Annotated in this window: 17 protein-coding genes; 10 read left to right on the forward strand and 7 right to left on the reverse strand. The window is 33.5% G+C overall.

Annotated features, from left to right (window positions below; translation table 11 throughout):
- Positions 1–9 precede the first annotated feature (9 nt).
- Together BM024_RS08845 and BM024_RS08850 are read left to right on the forward strand one after the other, a co-directional pair.
- On the forward strand, positions 10–2,952 hold the full coding sequence (locus tag BM024_RS08845; protein ID WP_090679377.1) for a DNA polymerase III subunit alpha: 2,943 nt from the start codon (positions 10–12) through the stop codon (positions 2,950–2,952).
- Between the two features lie 93 nt (positions 2,953–3,045).
- Entirely contained in the window at positions 3,046–3,453 is a 408-nt protein-coding gene (locus tag BM024_RS08850) for a hypothetical protein (RefSeq protein WP_090679379.1), read from the forward strand.
- 77 nt (positions 3,454–3,530) lie between these two features.
- On the opposite strand, the gene BM024_RS08855 is transcribed toward BM024_RS08850, so the two are convergent.
- Positions 3,531–5,159, reverse strand: a complete 1,629-nt coding sequence (locus tag BM024_RS08855) for an acyl-CoA carboxylase subunit beta (RefSeq protein WP_090679380.1) — start codon at positions 5,157–5,159, stop codon at positions 3,531–3,533.
- Between the two features lie 269 nt (positions 5,160–5,428).
- Between BM024_RS08855 and BM024_RS08860 the strand changes: the two genes are divergently transcribed.
- From BM024_RS08860 to BM024_RS08870, 3 genes are all read left to right on the forward strand, one after another.
- The gene (locus tag BM024_RS08860) at positions 5,429–6,073 is read left to right on the forward strand and encodes a DUF47 domain-containing protein (RefSeq protein WP_090679382.1); all 645 of its coding nucleotides are present in this window, start codon (positions 5,429–5,431) and stop codon (positions 6,071–6,073) included.
- Between the two features lie 19 nt (positions 6,074–6,092).
- The gene (locus tag BM024_RS08865) at positions 6,093–7,187 is read left to right on the forward strand and encodes an inorganic phosphate transporter (protein WP_090679384.1); all 1,095 of its coding nucleotides are present in this window, start codon (positions 6,093–6,095) and stop codon (positions 7,185–7,187) included.
- 167 nt (positions 7,188–7,354) lie between these two features.
- Positions 7,355–8,191: an alpha/beta hydrolase family protein gene (locus tag BM024_RS08870; protein WP_090679388.1), complete on the forward strand. Its 837-nt coding sequence runs from the start codon at positions 7,355–7,357 to the stop codon at positions 8,189–8,191.
- Here the strand turns inward: BM024_RS08870 and BM024_RS08875 are convergent.
- The 6 genes from BM024_RS08875 to rlmD form a co-directional block, all read right to left on the reverse strand.
- Positions 8,188–9,225 (reverse strand): COX15/CtaA family protein, encoded by a 1,038-nt coding sequence (locus BM024_RS08875; protein ID WP_090679390.1) that lies wholly within the window; start codon positions 9,223–9,225, stop codon positions 8,188–8,190. The two genes, BM024_RS08870 and BM024_RS08875, sit on opposite strands and share 4 nt — an antisense overlap.
- 8 nt (positions 9,226–9,233) lie before the next feature.
- Positions 9,234–10,667 carry a CCA tRNA nucleotidyltransferase gene (locus BM024_RS08880; protein WP_090679391.1) on the reverse strand — a complete coding sequence of 478 codons (1,434 nt, stop codon included), beginning with the start codon at positions 10,665–10,667 and terminating at the stop codon, positions 9,234–9,236.
- A 26-nt stretch (positions 10,668–10,693) separates the two neighbouring features.
- Positions 10,694–11,263, reverse strand: a complete 570-nt coding sequence (locus BM024_RS08885; RefSeq protein WP_090679393.1) for an L-threonylcarbamoyladenylate synthase — start codon at positions 11,261–11,263, stop codon at positions 10,694–10,696.
- Between the two features lie 152 nt (positions 11,264–11,415).
- Positions 11,416–12,195, reverse strand: a complete 780-nt coding sequence (locus BM024_RS08890) for a DUF6048 family protein (protein ID WP_090679395.1) — start codon at positions 12,193–12,195, stop codon at positions 11,416–11,418.
- On the reverse strand, positions 12,161–12,670 hold the full coding sequence (locus tag BM024_RS08895; RefSeq protein ID WP_090679397.1) for a DUF6452 family protein: 510 nt from the start codon (positions 12,668–12,670) through the stop codon (positions 12,161–12,163). Before BM024_RS08895 ends, BM024_RS08890 begins: the two co-directional genes overlap by 35 nt.
- A 124-nt stretch (positions 12,671–12,794) precedes the next feature.
- Positions 12,795–14,207 carry a 23S rRNA (uracil(1939)-C(5))-methyltransferase RlmD gene (gene rlmD, locus BM024_RS08900; RefSeq protein WP_090679399.1) on the reverse strand — a complete coding sequence of 471 codons (1,413 nt, stop codon included), beginning with the start codon at positions 14,205–14,207 and terminating at the stop codon, positions 12,795–12,797.
- A 164-nt stretch (positions 14,208–14,371) separates the two neighbouring features.
- On the opposite strand from rlmD, the gene rocD reads away from it, so the two are divergent.
- From rocD to BM024_RS08920, 5 genes are all read left to right on the forward strand, one after another.
- Entirely contained in the window at positions 14,372–15,610 is a 1,239-nt protein-coding gene (gene rocD, locus BM024_RS08905) for an ornithine--oxo-acid transaminase (protein WP_090679401.1), read from the forward strand.
- Positions 15,611–15,660: 50 nt separating this feature from the next.
- Complete coding sequence (gene pncA / locus BM024_RS08910; RefSeq protein WP_090679403.1) at positions 15,661–16,275, forward strand: bifunctional nicotinamidase/pyrazinamidase; 615 nt, start codon at positions 15,661–15,663, stop codon at positions 16,273–16,275.
- Positions 16,276–16,821 (forward strand): hypothetical protein, encoded by a 546-nt coding sequence (locus BM024_RS08915; protein WP_090679405.1) that lies wholly within the window; start codon positions 16,276–16,278, stop codon positions 16,819–16,821.
- Entirely contained in the window at positions 16,805–16,942 is a 138-nt protein-coding gene (locus BM024_RS13720) for a hypothetical protein (RefSeq protein ID WP_177190188.1), read from the forward strand. Before BM024_RS08915 ends, BM024_RS13720 begins: the two co-directional genes overlap by 17 nt.
- Before the next feature lie 174 nt (positions 16,943–17,116).
- Complete coding sequence (locus tag BM024_RS08920) at positions 17,117–17,698, forward strand: outer membrane beta-barrel protein (RefSeq protein WP_090679407.1); 582 nt, start codon at positions 17,117–17,119, stop codon at positions 17,696–17,698.
- Positions 17,699–17,738: the final 40 nt, after the last annotated feature.

Raw genomic sequence — 17,738 nt, forward strand, 5'->3', positions numbered from 1 at the left:
TCAATAGATATGCTGTTAAATGTTCACAGTTATTATAGTTTGAGATATGGTACTCTTAGTTTGGATAAACTGATTGAAAATGTAATTCATTTTGGTTATGATACGCTTGTCTTAACGGATATAAATAATTCTGCAGCTTCTATAGATTTTATAATGAAAACAAAAGAAGCGGGGATAAGAGGATTGGCGGGAATGGAGTTTAGAGAAGATGGCTTTTTGCGATATATAGGTATTGCAAAGAACGAGCGCGGATTTAAGGAGCTTAATGATTGGATGACTTATCTAAATGCAGAGAAGAAAACATGTGGTTATCACGCTCCAATTTTTGAAGAAGTCTTTATAGTATATCCGTTTGGAGCTGTTAAAACAGAGGAATTAGGAGAACGAGAATATATAGGAGTGGCTAATGATAACCTAAACACTATAGCACTGCAAAACCCTGAATTGTGGCAGTATTATGTAGTATGGCATCCTATAACTTTTGGATTTGAAGAAGAAGAACTGCATAGACAATTGAGAGCAATTGATTTCAATATTTTGATTTCACAATTAGATGATAGAAAATGTGCTAAAGCAACTGATTTTTTTATTGAAAAGAATAAGCTTTTAGAATGTTTCTCTGCTTTCCCTGTATTGATTGAAAACACCCAGCGATTACTAGAGACGTGTAGTTTTTCATTTGATTTTAAAGGGACTAAAACAAAAAAAACGTTTACAGGAAATAAAGAAGACGATAAAAAGCTTTTAGAGCAATATGCTTTAGAAGGTTTTGCTACTCGATATGAATCATACAACATAGAAGCCAAAGAAAGATTAGCAAAAGAACTTCGAATTATAGACGAACTTCATTTCTCAAGTTATTTTCTAATCACAGATGATATATGTAGATATGCAAGAAGTAGAGGCTTTCATTATGTAGGTAGAGGAAGTGGAGCTAATAGTATTGTTGCTTATTGTTTGAGGATTACAGAAGTATGTCCTGTAACTTTAGATTTGTATTTTGAACGTTTTTTAAATCCCAAAAGGAAAAGTCCCCCTGATTTTGATATTGACTTTTCTTGGAAAGATAGGGATTCTATTTATACTTATATTTTTAATAGATATCAAACAACACATACTGCATTAATGGGGGCTATGAGTACCTTTAAAGACCGATCTATACTTAGAGAGCTCGGGAAAATATATGGGTTACCCAAACCTGATATCGATCGATTGATTCGAGAACCAGGAAATCTATTGAATGAAAATGAGGTTGTAAATAAAGTTATGTCTACCTATACGAAGTTGCAAGATTTTCCTAACCAACGAACTATTCATGCTTCGGGAGTTCTTATTTCAGAAGAACCTCTTACTTGTTATTCTGCATTGGATTATCCACCTAAGGGATTACCAACTGTACAATATGATATGTATGTAGCAGAAGACATAGGTTTTGAAAAGTTTGATATACTTTCTCAAAGAGGATTGGGACATATAAAAGATTGCTGTGAGCTTGTTTTTGCAAATACGGGCATTCGGATTACTTCAGAGAATCCTAAAAGATTTTTTGAAGACCCTGAAATTGCCACTCGTTTAAAAAATGCGGATACCGTTGGATGCTTTTATATAGAAAGTCCTGCGATGAGGCAATTAATAAGTAAATTACAATGTGACGATTACTTAACCCTAGTGGCGGCAAGTTCTATCATTAGACCTGGAGTTGCCTCTTCTGGTATGATGCAGACATATATTGAAAGACACCATAATCCTGAAAAAGTATCTTATTTACACCCCGTTTTTAAAGAACAGTTGGAGGAAACTTATGGAGTGATGGTTTACCAAGAAGATGTAATGAAAATAGGACATCATTTTGGAGGTTTGGATTTGGCAGATGCAGATGTGTTGAGACGTATGATGAGTGGGAAATATAGAAATAAAAATCACCTGAAAGAAATAGAAGAAAAGTATTTTAGTTATTGCAAGAATAAGGGATATCCCCAAGAGATAGCTAGTGAAGTATGGAGGCAGATGGAGTCTTTTGCAGGTTATAGCTTCAATAAGGCACACAGTGCTAGTTTTGCAGTAGAAAGCTATCAAAGCCTCTATCTTAAAACATACTATCCATTGGAGTTTATAGTAAGTGTATTGAATAATTATGGAGGGTTTTATAGTAGAGAAGTATATATAAATGAAGCAAAGAGAGCAGGAGGAATTATAGAGTTACCTTGTGTAAATAACAGTCAGTTTCAAACGAGTTTACAAGAAAAGAAGGTTTATTTAGGATTTGACGTACTCTTGAATTTAGAAGAACGTTTGACTAAGTCATTTCTAGAAGAACGTTTTGAAAATGGAGAATATGTTGGACTAGAAGATTTTTTGGAACGAACAGATGTCGGTTTAGAACAAGCAGTTATATTAATTCGATGTGGAGCTTTTCGTTTTTTGGAAAAGGAAAAGAAAAATCTTTTATGGGAAGTTCATTTGTTATGGCGTAAAAAACAAAAAAGAGACACTAGTTATGTAACAAGTCTATTTGCTGTTAAACCAAAAGAGTTCAAATTACCTGCTCTACAAACAAATGTTTTAGAGGACATATATGATGAGGTAGAGCTTTTAGGATTTCCGGTTTCGGGCACTTTCTTCGACTTGGCTAAATCAAATTATAGAGGGAATGTTGTGGTGTCAGATTTAATTAAATTAAAAGGACAACAAGTACGTATAGTAGCCTATCTAGTGACTTATAAAACGGTGAAGACTAAAACCGGAAAGTATATGAAATTTGGAACTTTTATAGATTGTAAAGGTAGATTGTTTGATACAGTTCATTTTCCACAAAGTCTTCAAAGATATCCTCTGACTTCTAACGGGCTTTTTTTAATTGAAGGAAGGGTGGTGGTGGATTATTCAAGTCCCAGTGTTGAAGTTCAAAAGTGTGGAAGAATGCCGTTAAAGGCTGATCCAAGAAGCGAATAGCACTTGAATGATTAATTCTTAAAGAAATACTAAATATTTTATTAATTTTGAAGGATAATAGTGTGAAAAAGAAACGATAAAAACATTTAATATATGAGAATTGTTAGAAATATCTTAGCTGTGCTTTTGGGATTAGTAATCGGAAGTATGGTAAATATGGGAATTATAATGATAAGTGGTTCAATTATTCCACCACCAGAGGGGGTAGATATGACAACTACAGAGGGATTACAAGCAGGTATGCATATGCTTGAACCGAAACATTATATTTTTCCTTTTTTAGCACATGCATTGGGAACCTTTGTTGGAGCATTGGTGGCCTATATGATGGCAGCTCAATATAAAAAGTCGTTGGCTATAGGAATCGGAGTATTCTTTTTGTTAGGTGGTGTAGCAAGTGTATTAATGCTTCCTTCTCCAATTTGGTATACTGTAGTAGATTTATTAGGCGCTTATATTCCTTTTGCTTATTTAGCAGTTTGGATTGCTCAAAAGAAATAAATTATTTAGTAACTGAAAAGTTACTAATAATAAAAAAGGCTGTCTCAGTTGATTTGAGACAGCCTTTTTTTCTAAGATTATACTTGAATAACACCAAGGTTAAAAGGTTTTTCGATAGGAGCGTGGTTAGCAGCTTCTATTCCCATTGAAATCCATGTTCTAGTATCTAATGGGTCTATAATAGCATCTGTCCATAAACGAGAAGCCGCATAATATGGAGATACTTGTTTGTCATATCTTGCTTTTATTTTATCAAAAAGCTCAGCTTCTTTTTCAGGAGTTAAAACCTCTCCTTTAGCTTTCAATGAAGAAGCTTCAATTTGCAATAATACTTTTGCAGCTTGTGAACCACCCATAACAGCTAATTCAGCACTTGGCCAAGCAAAAATTAATCTAGGGTCATATGCTTTTCCACACATCGCATAATTACCTGCTCCGTATGAATTCCCTACTATAACAGTAAACTTCGGTACTACAGAGTTACTAACCGCATTTACCATTTTAGCGCCATCTTTAATAATTCCTCCGTGTTCTGATTTTGAACCTACCATAAATCCAGTTACATCTTGTATAAAAACCAATGGTATTTTCTTTTGATTGCAATTGGCGATAAAACGAGTAGATTTATCGGCTGAATCTGAATATATCACTCCACCAAACTGCATTTCGCCTTTTTTAGTCTTTACAACTTTTCGTTGATTGGCAACAATACCAACTGCCCATCCATCGATGCGTGCATAACCTGTTATTATAGTTTGACCATAACCCGCCTTATATTCTTCAAATTCAGAATTATCTACTAAGCGCTTAATGATTTCCATCATGTCGTATTGCTCAGACCTTGCTTTTGGTAGAATACCGTAAATTTCTTTAGGATCTAATGCAGGTTTTATTGTTTTAATTCGGTTGTATCCCGCTTGATTAAAAGAACCAATTTTGTCGACGATGTTTTTGATTGTGTTTAACGCATCAGCATCATCCTTTGCTTTATAATCTGTTACACCTGAGATTTCACAATGTGTTGTTGCTCCTCCCAAAGTTTCGTTATCAATACTTTCTCCAATTGCAGCTTTTACTAGATAGCTACCTGCTAAGAATATACTTCCAGTTTTGTCAACAATTAGTGCTTCGTCACTCATAATAGGTAGGTAAGCACCACCTGCAACACAACTTCCCATTACTGCAGCTATCTGAGTAATTCCCATGCTACTCATAATGGCGTTGTTTCTAAAAATTCTTCCAAAATGTTCTTTGTCAGGGAAAATTTCGTCTTGTAATGGAAGATAAACCCCAGCACTATCTACTAAGTAAATAATAGGAAGACGATTTTCCATCGCAATTTCTTGAGCTCTTAAGTTCTTTTTAGCAGTTATTGGAAACCAAGCACCCGCTTTAACTGTAGCATCATTTGCAACAACGATACACTGCGTACCTCTGATATATCCCATTTTAACGACTACTCCTCCTGAAGGGCAACCGCCATGTTCTTGATACATATCATCTCCGACGAAAGCTCCAATCTCAATACTATTTTTGTCTTCATCTAAAAGATAATCTATGCGTTCACGAGCTGTCATTTTTCCACTTTCGTGAAGTTTCGCTATACGTTTTTCACCACCTCCTAGCTTAACTTGTGATAATTTATGTTTTAAATCGGATAAAAGTAACTTGTTGTGATCTTCGTTTATATTGAAGTTGATGTCCATAATTTATGCTGATTTTAATATCTTTTTTAGTTGCTGGCTAATGTACAAAAAGCAAGGCAAATATTACTAGAAACCTTATTAGAAATAGTCATAGTACTAGTTTGAATAATAAAGAAAATATAACATTTAGAAGAGATATTGTAAAAGTAAGGTTACCTACGTAATTGGAATTATTATTAATTACTATAATTTATCGAATACTTAATGATTTGGAAACATTGGGTATTTGAAAAAGTAATATTTTTGCCTCAATTTTAAACAACAAAAACATGTCATTAAATTCTATTTTTCAATTTCTAGTTCCTAAGGACAAAGTATTCCATCCTTTATTTGAAATTGCTGCAAGTAAATTGCAATTATTATCTGAAACTATGCATGAGGCTGTTAATTTGCCAAGCAAAGAGCGTGAAGATAAGTTGAAGGCTGTAGAGGTTTTAAAAAGTGAAATTGAAAATATAGCACAGAGAACACGTATTGAATTAGGGAAGAATTTTATTACTCCGTTCGATAGAGAAGATATTCATGCGTTGATTTCTGCTATTGATGATGTTGCTGATAACTTGAGTGATGCAGCTAGTAGAATGCGTTTATACCATTTGAATAAAGTGACTAAACCATTGAGAAAGTTAACAGAAGCAAATCTAGAGGCTTGTACAGAAATAGCGAAAGCTATTATGTATCTAAAGAATTTGAAGAATCTTGATGAGATTGCTGATAGTTGTAAATTAATTTATCGTTTAGAGCGTAAGGCTGACAAAGTATTTGATAAAGCATTATCTGATATTTTTGAAAACGAAGCTGATGTTAGAGATGTTATACGTTATAAAGAAGTAATGAGTGCATTAGAGAGTTCTACAGATAGCTGTAGAAAAGTAGCTAATGTATTAGAAGCTATTACAGTTAAGTATTCTTAATTTTAAATAATTTATAATTATGGATACATTTCTAGATATGTTTCTGGATATTATAAGCAGACCCGAAGGGATTTTGCTTATAGTGATTATAGTATTGGCTTTAGGATTTGACTTCATCAACGGGTTTCACGATGCAGCCAATTCTATTGCAACTATCGTTGTTACCAAAGTCTTAACTCCGCTACAAGCGGTGATTTGGGCAGCTTTTTTTAATTTTATTGCTTATTTCGTTTCTCTATATGTTATAGGTGAGTTTAAAATTGGAAATACGATTGCTAAAACTGTAAACGAAGACTTCATTACTTTAGAAGTCATTTTAGCAGGTTTAATTGCTGCTATTGTATGGAATTTAGCAACTTGGAAGTTGGGAATACCTTCCTCTTCTTCACACACATTAGTGGGTGGATTTATGGGTGCTGCAATTGCTCATGCGGGTAGTTTTGAAAATGTAGTGAACTATGCTAAAGTAATACCTATCTTTTTGTTTATTTTCTTAGCTCCGGTGATAGGTCTTTTAATAGCACATATATTAACGATTATCATCTTGCATTTATGTAAACGTGCAAGCCCTGCTCGTGCAGAAAAGTGGTTTAAAAAGTTACAGTTAGTTTCTTCAGCTTTGTTTAGTTTGGGACATGGTATGAATGATGCGCAAAAAGTAATGGGTATTATTGGTGCAGCGGTTATTTTTTACCACTTAAACGTAGATATGGATCCATTATATGTTAATGGTTCTGGAGATAACTTTTCACTATTCGTTGATCATTGGTGGTGGGTTCCTTTAGCTTCATTTTTGTTTATTGGTTTGGGTACTCTTAGTGGGGGTTGGAAGATCATCAAAACAATGGGAACTAAAATTACTAAAGTTACTCCATTAGAAGGAGTTGCTTCAGAAACAGCAGGAGCGATAACTCTATATCTTACAGAGTTTTTAGGGATTCCAGTTTCTACAACACACACTATAACAGGTGCTATTATTGGAGTTGGAGTAACTAAAAGAGTTTCAGCTGTTAGATGGGGCGTAACGATAAGTCTTTTATGGGCTTGGGTTTTAACTATACCAGTATCTGCATTATTAGCCGCTTTGGTATATTATATTGTTGCTTTGTTTTAGAAAGTTTTCAGTACTAGTTACTTTTTAATATGTTTTATGGGTAGTCTTAATTGATTACCCATTTTTTTTTGATGTAATTAAATTCATGAGGTATATTAAGAAAGTGGAAGTCATATTTCAAATGAAAATAAATTGGTATATTGACGAGAATAAATAAAAATCTCATCATGGAAATTAAATGCACAAAGAACATTGTTTTATCTCCTTCATTTACTAGACCATTTTTAGCTGATTCTTACTATAAAGATGGTGTTGATAAATTGCCTCTAGTAATTTTTGTGCATGGATATAAGGGGTTTAAAGATTGGGGAGCTTGGGAATTGGTAGCAAGGCATTTTGCAGAATCAGGGTTTTATTTTGTAAAGTTTAATTTCTCTCATAATGGTACTACATTGGACAACCCGATGGAGTTTGAGGATTTAGAAGCTTTTGGTGCTAATACGTATTCGCAAGAACAGAGAGATTTAAATTATGTTGTTGATTACTTTAAAGAACAAGAAGAGGTTGATGGAAGACGGGTTTATTTAATTGGACACAGCAGAGGAGGGGGAGCTGTGATTTTGAATGCTTATTATAATAAAGCTGTAACAGGTGTGATTACGTGGGCAGGAGTTTCTAACTTAAATAAAAGATTTCCTCAAAGACTTCGTTTTGATGAATGGAAAAGAACAGGTGTTTATTACTCTGTTAATGGTAGAACAAAACAAGAGATGCCTCATTATTTTTCTTTTTATGAAGATTATATAGCGAATGAAGAGGCTTTGAATATACAATATGCTGCTCAGAATTTATCAAAACCTGCTTTGATTGTGCATGGAACAAGTGATGAAGCTGTTCCGATGAAGGAGGCTGCTTTATTACATGAGTGGATTAAAAAGTCAGAATTATTTTTTCTAGATACGGACCATGTCTTTGGTTCTAGACATCCGTGGAATGAAGAAAAGCTACCGCATGATTTAAACATAGTTGTTAAACATACGATAGCTTTTATTTTGAGAAATTAATGAGTGTTTTTAGCAGAGTGGTAACATTTTTTTGCTTCCAGTACTAATTGGAATTGCACTCCAAATAAGACAGCAGCTAGTATTAAATGAGCCGCTTGACTTCCGAAAGGAAAATGTACATAATACATTAAAACTCCTGTAAATACTTCTAATATTAAAAGAACCATTACCCATTTCATTTTATTGAATCCTAAATCCAATTTTCTATTTATATAGAATAGATACATATTTAAGAATAAAATTACAAATGAAAAAGTGCGGTGTACGTAAAACTCCCAATTAGGGTCGCTTAGCCATAAATTAGAGTTTCCTATTCCTGCATTTACTTGTTCGTCTATCAACTCTCTTACTTGCGTACCTAAGATTACTTGTATTAAGGTGAATACAACGGAAACCCATATTAGAGTTTTAAAAGCACCATGGTATTTTTTTAGTTCGTTCTTTTTACATTTTGCTTCTCTAACAATATATATAAGTAGAGCAACAATTACTAAGGCCATAACCATGTGAACGGTAATTTTTAGGGGATTCAGAACAGAAAAAACAACTGTGGCACCTAGCCAAGCTTGAAAACCCATTAGAAACACAACAAGCCAAGAGTTTAAAACTAATGATTTTCGTTCCTTCCAATATCCAATAGAGGCTATTGCCATACCAAAGCATGCAAAACCAGCAAGGGCCCCGGAAAGTCTGTTTAAATATTCAATCCAAGTATGTTGAGGATTAAAAGTCGCATAGTCATGCTTGGTATAACGTTCCCAGTTATTTTCATCATAGGTAGTAGCAGTTTTGAAATCAGATTTAGCTACCCACAAACTCTCATCATGTATAATGATTTGTCCTTTTTTGAATTCTCTATCCGGTTTCCAAAGTATCTCTTCAACATCAGTAGGTGGAATGTAATAACCAAAGCATTTTGGCCAATCTGGACAACCCATTCCAGAACCAGTCATCCGTACTAATGCTCCTGCAAGTATTACTAGGTAGACTAGGATAAGAGATGTTTTTGCTAAGGGTAAAAAATATTTTTTCATTTCTTAGGTTATTTTAGCGGGGGAGTAAGCCCCATTTTTTTTGCTTTTTCTAACATGAAGTCATAAGCAGCTTGATATTCATTTGGTATAACTCCTTCAAGTATAGCTTCTTTGATGGCTTCTTTTAAAGTTCCAATTTCACGTGAAGGAGGAAGTTGAAATAGTTCCATTATCTCCTCACCTGTAACAGGAGGTTGAAATTTTCGAACGTGATCTCTAGCCTCAACTTCAACAATCTTCTTTCTGACATTCTTGAAATTGTTATGGTACTTTTTAAATTTGTTAGGATTTTTTGTAGTAATATCTGCTTCACATAATGTCATTAGATCTTCTACATCTTCTCCTGCATCAAACACCAAGCGTCTAACCGCAGAATCCGTAGCTTCTTCTTGTGAAAGTACGATGGGTCTAGAACTTAGCGTAACTATTTTTTGAACATATTTCATCTTCTGGTTCAAAGGCATGTGTAAGCGTGTAAATATCTTCTTAACCATTTTTCCTCCAACAAATTCGTGCCCGTGAAAGGTCCAACCTTGTTTCTTTTGAAAGCGTTTTGTCGGTGCTTTACCAATATCATGTAATAATGCAGCCCATCGCAACCATAAGTTCTCTGTGTTTTTAGAAATATTATCCAACACTTCCAAAGAGTGATAAAAGTTGTTTTTATGAGAATGACCTTCTATCTCTTCAACTTGGTTTAAAGCTGTTAATTCTGGAAGTAAAATATCTAATAATCCAGTTTTGTATAGATGAATAAAGCCTAAAGAGGGTGTTTTAGACAATATAATCTTGTTTAGTTCATCAACGATTCGCTCTCCAGAAATAATAGAAATACGCTCATGATTTCTAGTTATAGCTTCTAAAGAATCTTTTTCAATTTCGAAATCCAGTTGTGAAGCAAATCGAATGGCTCTCATCATTCGTAGTGGATCGTCTGAATAAGTGATGTCTGGATCTAGTGGTGTACGTATGATTTTATTATTTAGATCTTTGACTCCATCAAAAGGATCTATTAAATCACCAAAATTTTCTTTATTTAAAGAAAGAGCTAGTGCATTTATAGTAAAGTCTCTGCGTTTTTGATCATCTTCTAAGGTTCCATCTTCTACTACTGGATTTCTGCTTTCAAAGTGATAAGATTCTTTACGTGCACCAACGAATTCAACATCTATATCATCATACCGCAACATAGCAGTACCATAGTTTTTAAAAACTTGAACTTTAGGTTGATTTTTTATTCGTTTTGAAACAGCTAGAGCTAAGTCTATTCCACTGCCAATAGCAACAATGTCAATATCTTTTTTACTATCACGTTGCAAGAGATGGTCTCGTACGAACCCCCCAATTACGTAACATTCTAAATTGAGTTCCGCTGCCGCTTCTTGAATGATATTAAAAACGGGGTGAGTAAGCGCTGATTTATATGATAAAAGTGTATTCATGGTAATGTTTTGTTGAGAAAAATCAATTATTTTCTCAAAATTGTAACCTTACTGTCTAGCGTAAGTTTTATTATAGTAGAAGGTTTGGTGCTTTTAACATCTTTGTTTAAGTCGACAATATAGTCAACACCTGCTAAAATGATTGGGTCTATATCTTTAAAAGATAATGCAGAAGGTGCTCCACTGATATTTGCTGATGTAGAAACTAAAGGAGCTTTCAATCTCTCAATTAATCTAAAACAAAAAGGGTCACTTACAACTCTAACACCTAACGATTGGTCTTCAGATATAATTTCCTTAGCCACATTTCTTGGATTATCTAGAATTAAGGTTGTTGGTTTATCTGCTAAGTCAAGAATTTGCCAAGCAACTTCAGGTATTTCTTTAAAAACTTGATGCATTAATCGTTCTCCATTCACCAATACAATCATGCTTTTTGATTCTGCACGTCTTTTTAAAGCATATATTTTTTTTACTGCTTCTGAATTGGTTGCATCACAGCCTATTCCCCAAACAGTATCTGTTGGATAAAGAATGATTCCGCCATCTTTAATGACTTCATAAGCATTATGTACTTCTTGCTTTATATCTTCCATAGTTTGTCGTATTTCACTCCCAGAACTTGTTGGGCTATGAATGGGCTAAAATTAATGAAAATTAGCCGTAATTATTAATATTAGGGTGGTAAACTATTCTAAGCGTAGCGTTAAATAGTACCATCTAAAAAAGAATTATTAAAAATCTAATTTTACTTTTCTAAAGAGTCGAACTCGATTTCTTCTTTTGATTTTTTATCCGTTGGAATTGAGAATGCATCATTTTTAGATTTGTAAAGTGGTATTAAATAAGTGACATTATAATTAAATCCAACACCAATTCCTCCACTGTATTTTTTATTGTATCCAGGTATGTAGAGATTCTCAAAATCTTCTGGTTGCTTTTGTGCAAGTAGTGCCTTCAATTGAAAATTAAACCCCATGAAAACATTGTTAAACACTCTTGTTTTAATACCTAAAATCATTTCAGCCCAATGTGCAGTAAGCCCATCATAGGCTTTGTTTAATGTAACAGTTCCTTCTTCAAAATAAGGATTAGTGGTATAAATATTATAGGAATTTAGAGTTTGCGAAAATGTCGAAAACCCATATCTGAAACCTACATAAATCATATCCTCTCTGTTCATCCAGTTTTCGTGAAGATTGTAATCGAATCCTAATTTTATATAGTGTCCTTTAGTAGTAAAATTATAAAGGTTCTCTTCATCTTTAGTGATTTCTGTGGTTCCAAGTTCAACCGCTGCAAATATTTTTTTCTTTAGTCTGTAGTCGGCATTGATTTCAAAGCCGCTAAAGTCCTTATCATAGAGGTTACGACTAAGACTAAATAAATCAGCTCCTACTCGCAATCCATATCGCTGTGGGTAATAATGAATATTTTCTTCGGTCTGATTCGTTTGGGCCTTTATGTAGATTGGGGCACAAAGTAATAGAAGACTAATAGAATATTTTAAGATGCTCTTCTTTCTCATTTTCAATAAAACTAGTTTGTAATTCGTAAATAGAAATCCAGTTGCCTTGTTTGTTATTATTCAAAATAGGCATCTTTGTTTCTTCATTAAGCACGAATGTAGTGCGATATCCACATGCTTTATTTAGGTATTCTGTTCTTGGTCTGTAGAGAAACTTTAAAGTATCATGTCTAACTATCATTTGATTCTCGTCATTCAAGGATTCTAATGTTAAAACCCATGTTGTTTCTTCTTTACTTATTTGAAGCGGTAGTTTGATTTCATTACCCTTTCTGAAAATGGTGTCATTAAAACCTAATGCTTTTGCATACACATTTCCAGTAGTGTTGTTTTGATTTTGGTCATCAACTCGATAAAATTTCACATAAATCAAAGGTGTAGTGTCCGTGTCTTCTGGGCAAATATCATCTTTTTCACAAGCCGTTAAAGCTAATAGACTTAGAAGAATACTGCTGTATAATAAGAAGTTTTTCATAAAATGAGCTGCAATTGAATAATTTGATTGTTCAAAAATAGTGAATCTATTAGTAATTGAAATCGAAAAGCGTTGTAAATGACAACGCTTTTCAATTCTAATCGTTGAAGATTAGTTTCTTATTTTATTTTCTTTCAAGCAATACCACATTTTCAACATGGTGTGTTTGAGGGAACATATCAACAGGTCTAACTTTTATTACTTTATAGTCTTCATCCATCAAAGCTAAGTCTCTAGCTTGTGTTGCTGAATTACAACTTACATAAACAACTCTCTTAGGAGCTATTTTTAAGATTTGAGCGACTACGTCTTTATGCATTCCATCACGAGGAGGGTCTGTAATAATTACATCTGGATGTCCATGTGTAGCAATAAAATCATCGTTGAAAACATTTTTCATATCTCCAACATAGAACTCACAGTTAGTTATTTCGTTGCGTTCAGCATTTAGTTTAGCATCTGCAATAGCTTCAGGTACTGCTTCTACACCAATTACTTTTTTAGCATTTTTAGAAACAAATTGAGCGATTGTTCCTGTTCCAGTATATAAGTCATATACTAGTTCATTACCAGTTAATCCAGCAAAATCTCTAGTGATTTTGTATAATTCATATGCTTGATCTGAATTGGTTTGATAAAATGATTTAGCATTGATACTAAATTTCAAACCTTCCATTTCTTCTAAAATATATTCCCTTCCTTTGAACAACACAACTTCTTGGTCATAAATAGTATCGTTAGGTTTACCATTAATAACGTATTGTAATGATGTTATTTCTGGGAATCGTTCAACTAAAAAGTTCATTAACAATTCACGTTCAGTTTTATCGTCATAATAAAACTGAATCAATACCATAATTTCTCCAGTTGAAGCGGTACGAATCATTAAGGTTCTCAATAATCCTTCATTATCTCTAGGATTGAAGAAACTTAAGTTGTTTTGGTTAGCAAAACGACGTATTTCATTTCTAATGTCGTTAGAAGGATCTTGCTGTAAGTGACACTTTTTAATGTCTAATATCTTATCCCACATTCTTGGAATATGAAACCCAAGAGCATTTTCTTTGATAATTTCGTCACTATTTCTAATTTCCTCTTCAGTTAGCCAACGAGCATTTGAAAAAGAAAACTCCATTTTGTTTCTATAAAACAAGGTTTTTTCTGAACCTAAAATTGGCTCAAACTCAGGTAATTCTATCTTACCGATTCGTTTAAGGTTGTTGTAAACCTCTTGATTCTTGTAAAAAAGTTGTTGGCTATATTTCATATTTTGCCACTTACAACCACCACATGCTCCAAAATGCTCGCAAATTGGCTGTGTTCTGTGTTCAGAAAATTTATGAAATACGGTGGCTTTACCCTCATAATAAGCTTTGCGCTTTTTTAAAGTTTGCACATCGATAACATCTCCCGGAACTACATTTGGAATAAGTATAATTTTTCCATCTGGAGCTTTAGCTACCGAAACACCTTTTGCACCTGCATCAAGGACTTCTACGTTTTCGAATACGATTTTTTCTGTTCTCTTTTTTCTCATGCAGCAAAAATAGCTCTTTGTTTGATTTATTATTCAGTTTATCGAAAAATTGTTTGATGAATTGGACGGTTTTGTTGTAACAGATTCAATATCTTTTCTTTTTTTTTAAGTACTTTGCAAAACATGAACAATTTTGTATTAACTAGGAAAAAAATATAGATACTATGTCACAGAAAATAACTTCACAGCAAGCAATTGATTTAGAGGAGAAACACGGTGCTCACAATTATCATCCATTGCCAGTAGTCTTAACAAAAGGAGAGGGAGTGTATGTTTGGGATGTTGAAGGAAAAAGATATTATGATTTCTTATCAGCCTATTCAGCGGTGAACCAAGGACATTGTCATCCGAAAATTGTAAAAGCAATGACGCAGCAGGCAGAAACTTTAACGTTGACTTCTAGAGCTTTTTACAATGATAAATTAGGTTTGTATGAAGAGAAAATAACGACTTTATTTGGTTTTGACAAAGTATTACCAATGAATTCTGGTGCAGAAGCTGTTGAAACTGCATTAAAGTTATGTAGAAAGTGGGCTTATGAGAAGAAAGGGATCACAGAAAATCAAGCACAAATAATCGTGTGTGAAAATAATTTTCACGGAAGAACTACAACTATTATTTCTTTCTCAAATGATGCAGAGGCGAGAAAAAACTACGGTCCTTATACAGATGGGTTTATTCAAATTGAATATGATAATATAGATGCTTTAAGAGCGATATTAGAATCCAACAAAAATATAGCAGGCTTTTTAGTAGAACCTATACAAGGAGAAGCGGGAGTTTACGTTCCATCTACAGGATATTTGGCAGAAGCTAAATTGCTTTGTGAGCAACATAATGTTTTGTTTATAGCAGACGAAGTTCAAACGGGAATTGCTAGAACAGGAAAAATGTTGGCAGTTGATCATGAGAATGTGAAACCAGATATATTGGTTTTAGGAAAGGCACTTTCTGGAGGAGCTTACCCAGTTTCAGCGGTTTTAGCAAATGATGCCATTATGGAAGTGATTAAACCTGGTCAACATGGTTCTACATTTGGAGGAAATCCAATAGCAGCAGCAGTAGCTATCGCTGCACTTGAAGTAGTGGAAGACGAGAAATTAGCAGAAAATGCAGAGAGATTAGGTCAATTATTTAGATCTAAATTAAACGAATATATAGAGAATAGTTCAATATGTAATCTAGTGAGAGGTAAAGGGTTGTTGAATGCTATTTTAATTAATGATTCAGAAGAAAGTGAGACAGCTTGGAACATTTGTTTAGCGCTTAGAGACAATGGTTTATTGGCAAAACCAACACATGGTAATATTATTCGATTTGCGCCACCCTTAGTTATGAACGAAGAACAGTTACTTGATTGTGTAAGAATCATCATTGAGACTTTAAAACAATTTGAGAAGTAAAAACATAAAACTCGCACTTTTAAAGTAGCGAGTTTTTTAATTTTATACGTATGAAAGCATTAATAGTAGTTGATTTGCAAAATGACTTTTTACCGAATGGAGCTTTGGCAGTTACTAATGGAGATGATATTATTCAAGTGATAAATGAAATTCAGGATCGATTTGACATTGTTATAGCTACTCAAGATTGGCATCCTATAAATCACCAGAGTTTTGCTTCTCAACACTCGATGAAAGCTGTATTCGATGTAATTGATTTGAATGGGATACAGCAAGTATTATGGCCTAATCACTGCGTACAAGGAACTAAGGGGGCAGACTTTGCTAAAGATTGGAATTCAAACTGTGTAAAGGCTATTTTTAGAAAAGGTACTGATGTTCATATCGATTCATATAGTGGATTTTATGATAATGGTGTGGGGAACGAGACTGGATTGACGGGATATCTAAGAGAAAAGAAGGTTGAAGAGGTATATGTATGTGGATTGGCCGCGGATTTTTGTGTGTTCTATACAGCTCGTGATTCATTCAAAGAAGGATTTAAAACTTATTATCTAGAGTTTGCGACCAAAGCAATTAGTGAAAGCGGTTATGAAGAAGCAAAATCGATAATGAGAGATATGGGTGTACAATTATTATTAAATAAAGAAGATTTAAAGGTTTAGATGACTAAGAAGTATAACAAATATAATTTTTTCAAACATACATTTTGTGATTGGAGATCGGTGGATGGAGTTCCAGAACAAAAGATAGATTATATAAGTAAATCTGGGAGTAGCTATTACTTTACTTCTGATGGAGTGTATAGAATCGCCAATCACTGGGGAAGAGCTGCTAATTGTAGATGGCGTTTATTGTCTAGTCAAAAAGTATCTCAGATAAATCAGATTGGATATGCTAATTGGACGGATTTTTATCCAAATAATGATACTGATTTACTCTACTTTATAGAAGTAGATTGGGGAAATAGGACAGCGAAATACCAGCATAAGTTTATAGATACTAATGGTAATCATTTATATAGGTCTGCTATATCTACTGTTAAGAGAATACAATTAATCAGTACTGTGTTTGAAGATGATTCGTGGGCAAAGTATTTAGATTATGAAGATTTAGGAGAAATCACATGTTTTGTGGTAGAGAGATTAATACATTCTAACGATAGTATGATTCAAATTAAAAGAGCTTGGACTGATGGGCAGAAAAAATGAAGAAAACAGAAAGGCACATAAGAAAAAATTAGATCAAAAGAAAAGGGCTAAAAGTGATGCTACTACAAAACGGGCAGAAAAATTAAAGCTCATTCAAAAAGGATTTTTAGGAAAGGAATAAACCTAAAAATGAACCTTACTCTAGGTTTAATATTATTTAACTTAGGATTAAATGTTATGATATTATTAAAAAATGACAAATAAATATAGTTTTTTAGTTATTTAATATTTTTTTTGTAAATTAGAGGTAGAAAAGAAAGTGAATAATAACGTTTAATTATTTAAAAAAACTACTATGAAAAAGCTATTTTTAAGTATTGCATTAGTTCTAGGAGGATTAATGACTGTAAATGCACAATCTGTTCAAACCCCTAATCTATCTGATAAGGTAGGAACAACTCCCATCAAAGAAGGTAATTGGATGGTAGGTGGAGCTATCGGATCATTAGGTTATAGTTTTGAAGGAGAAAACTTCAATATTAATATTATGCCAAAGGCTGGATATTTCATTACTGATGGAATAGCTATTGGTTTAGGTACTGGAGTTGGTTTTCAAACTGTAAAAGGTGGTGATAATGTTTGGCACTATAATGTGTCGCCATTTGTGAGATATTACTTCCCTGAAGGTTCTAGCGAAACCGGTAGATTCTTTGGACAAGGTGAAGTTGGAATAAGTGGAGCTTCTGCTACTGCTAATAACACTAATCAAACATCTTTTGCTTTTGGATTAGGTCTAGGTTATTCTCATTTTGTTTCTAGAAATGTTGCTTTAGAAGCTCAAGTTGGATATAACTACAGTAAATCTAATGCTTCTAGCGCGGTTGCTCAGAATGGTTTAGGTTTAGCTGTTGGTTTCCAAATTTTCTTAGGAAACTAATGAACTAATAAGAATAATTAAAAAAAAGAGAGGCTTTATA

The sequence above is a fragment of the Myroides guanonis genome (assembly GCF_900114085.1).
In the GTDB taxonomy this organism is placed as follows: Bacteria; Bacteroidota; Bacteroidia; order Flavobacteriales; family Flavobacteriaceae; genus Flavobacterium; species Flavobacterium guanonis.

Bases quoted from the DNA above. Each gene is read 5' to 3' on its own strand.
- BM024_RS08880 (WP_090679391.1), bottom strand. From the start codon at position 10,667: ATGAATACACTTTTATCATATAAATCAGCGCTTACTCACCCCGTTTTT.
- BM024_RS08915 (WP_090679405.1), top strand. From the start codon at position 16,276: ATGACTAAGAAGTATAACAAATATAATTTTTTCAAACATACATTTTGT.
- BM024_RS08855 (WP_090679380.1), bottom strand. From the start codon at position 5,159: ATGGACATCAACTTCAATATAAACGAAGATCACAACAAGTTACTTTTA.
- BM024_RS08870 (WP_090679388.1), top strand. From the start codon at position 7,355: ATGGAAATTAAATGCACAAAGAACATTGTTTTATCTCCTTCATTTACT.
- pncA (WP_090679403.1), top strand. From the start codon at position 15,661: ATGAAAGCATTAATAGTAGTTGATTTGCAAAATGACTTTTTACCGAAT.
- BM024_RS08845 (WP_090679377.1), top strand. From the start codon at position 10: ATGCTGTTAAATGTTCACAGTTATTATAGTTTGAGATATGGTACTCTT.
- BM024_RS13720 (WP_177190188.1), top strand. From the start codon at position 16,805: ATGGGCAGAAAAAATGAAGAAAACAGAAAGGCACATAAGAAAAAATTA.
- BM024_RS08875 (WP_090679390.1), bottom strand. From the start codon at position 9,225: ATGAAAAAATATTTTTTACCCTTAGCAAAAACATCTCTTATCCTAGTC.
- BM024_RS08920 (WP_090679407.1), top strand. From the start codon at position 17,117: ATGAAAAAGCTATTTTTAAGTATTGCATTAGTTCTAGGAGGATTAATG.
- BM024_RS08860 (WP_090679382.1), top strand. From the start codon at position 5,429: ATGTCATTAAATTCTATTTTTCAATTTCTAGTTCCTAAGGACAAAGTA.
- BM024_RS08895 (WP_090679397.1), bottom strand. From the start codon at position 12,670: ATGAAAAACTTCTTATTATACAGCAGTATTCTTCTAAGTCTATTAGCT.
- BM024_RS08850 (WP_090679379.1), top strand. From the start codon at position 3,046: ATGAGAATTGTTAGAAATATCTTAGCTGTGCTTTTGGGATTAGTAATC.
- rocD (WP_090679401.1), top strand. From the start codon at position 14,372: ATGTCACAGAAAATAACTTCACAGCAAGCAATTGATTTAGAGGAGAAA.
- rlmD (WP_090679399.1), bottom strand. From the start codon at position 14,207: ATGAGAAAAAAGAGAACAGAAAAAATCGTATTCGAAAACGTAGAAGTC.
- BM024_RS08885 (WP_090679393.1), bottom strand. From the start codon at position 11,263: ATGGAAGATATAAAGCAAGAAGTACATAATGCTTATGAAGTCATTAAA.
- BM024_RS08890 (WP_090679395.1), bottom strand. From the start codon at position 12,195: ATGAGAAAGAAGAGCATCTTAAAATATTCTATTAGTCTTCTATTACTT.
- BM024_RS08865 (WP_090679384.1), top strand. From the start codon at position 6,093: ATGGATACATTTCTAGATATGTTTCTGGATATTATAAGCAGACCCGAA.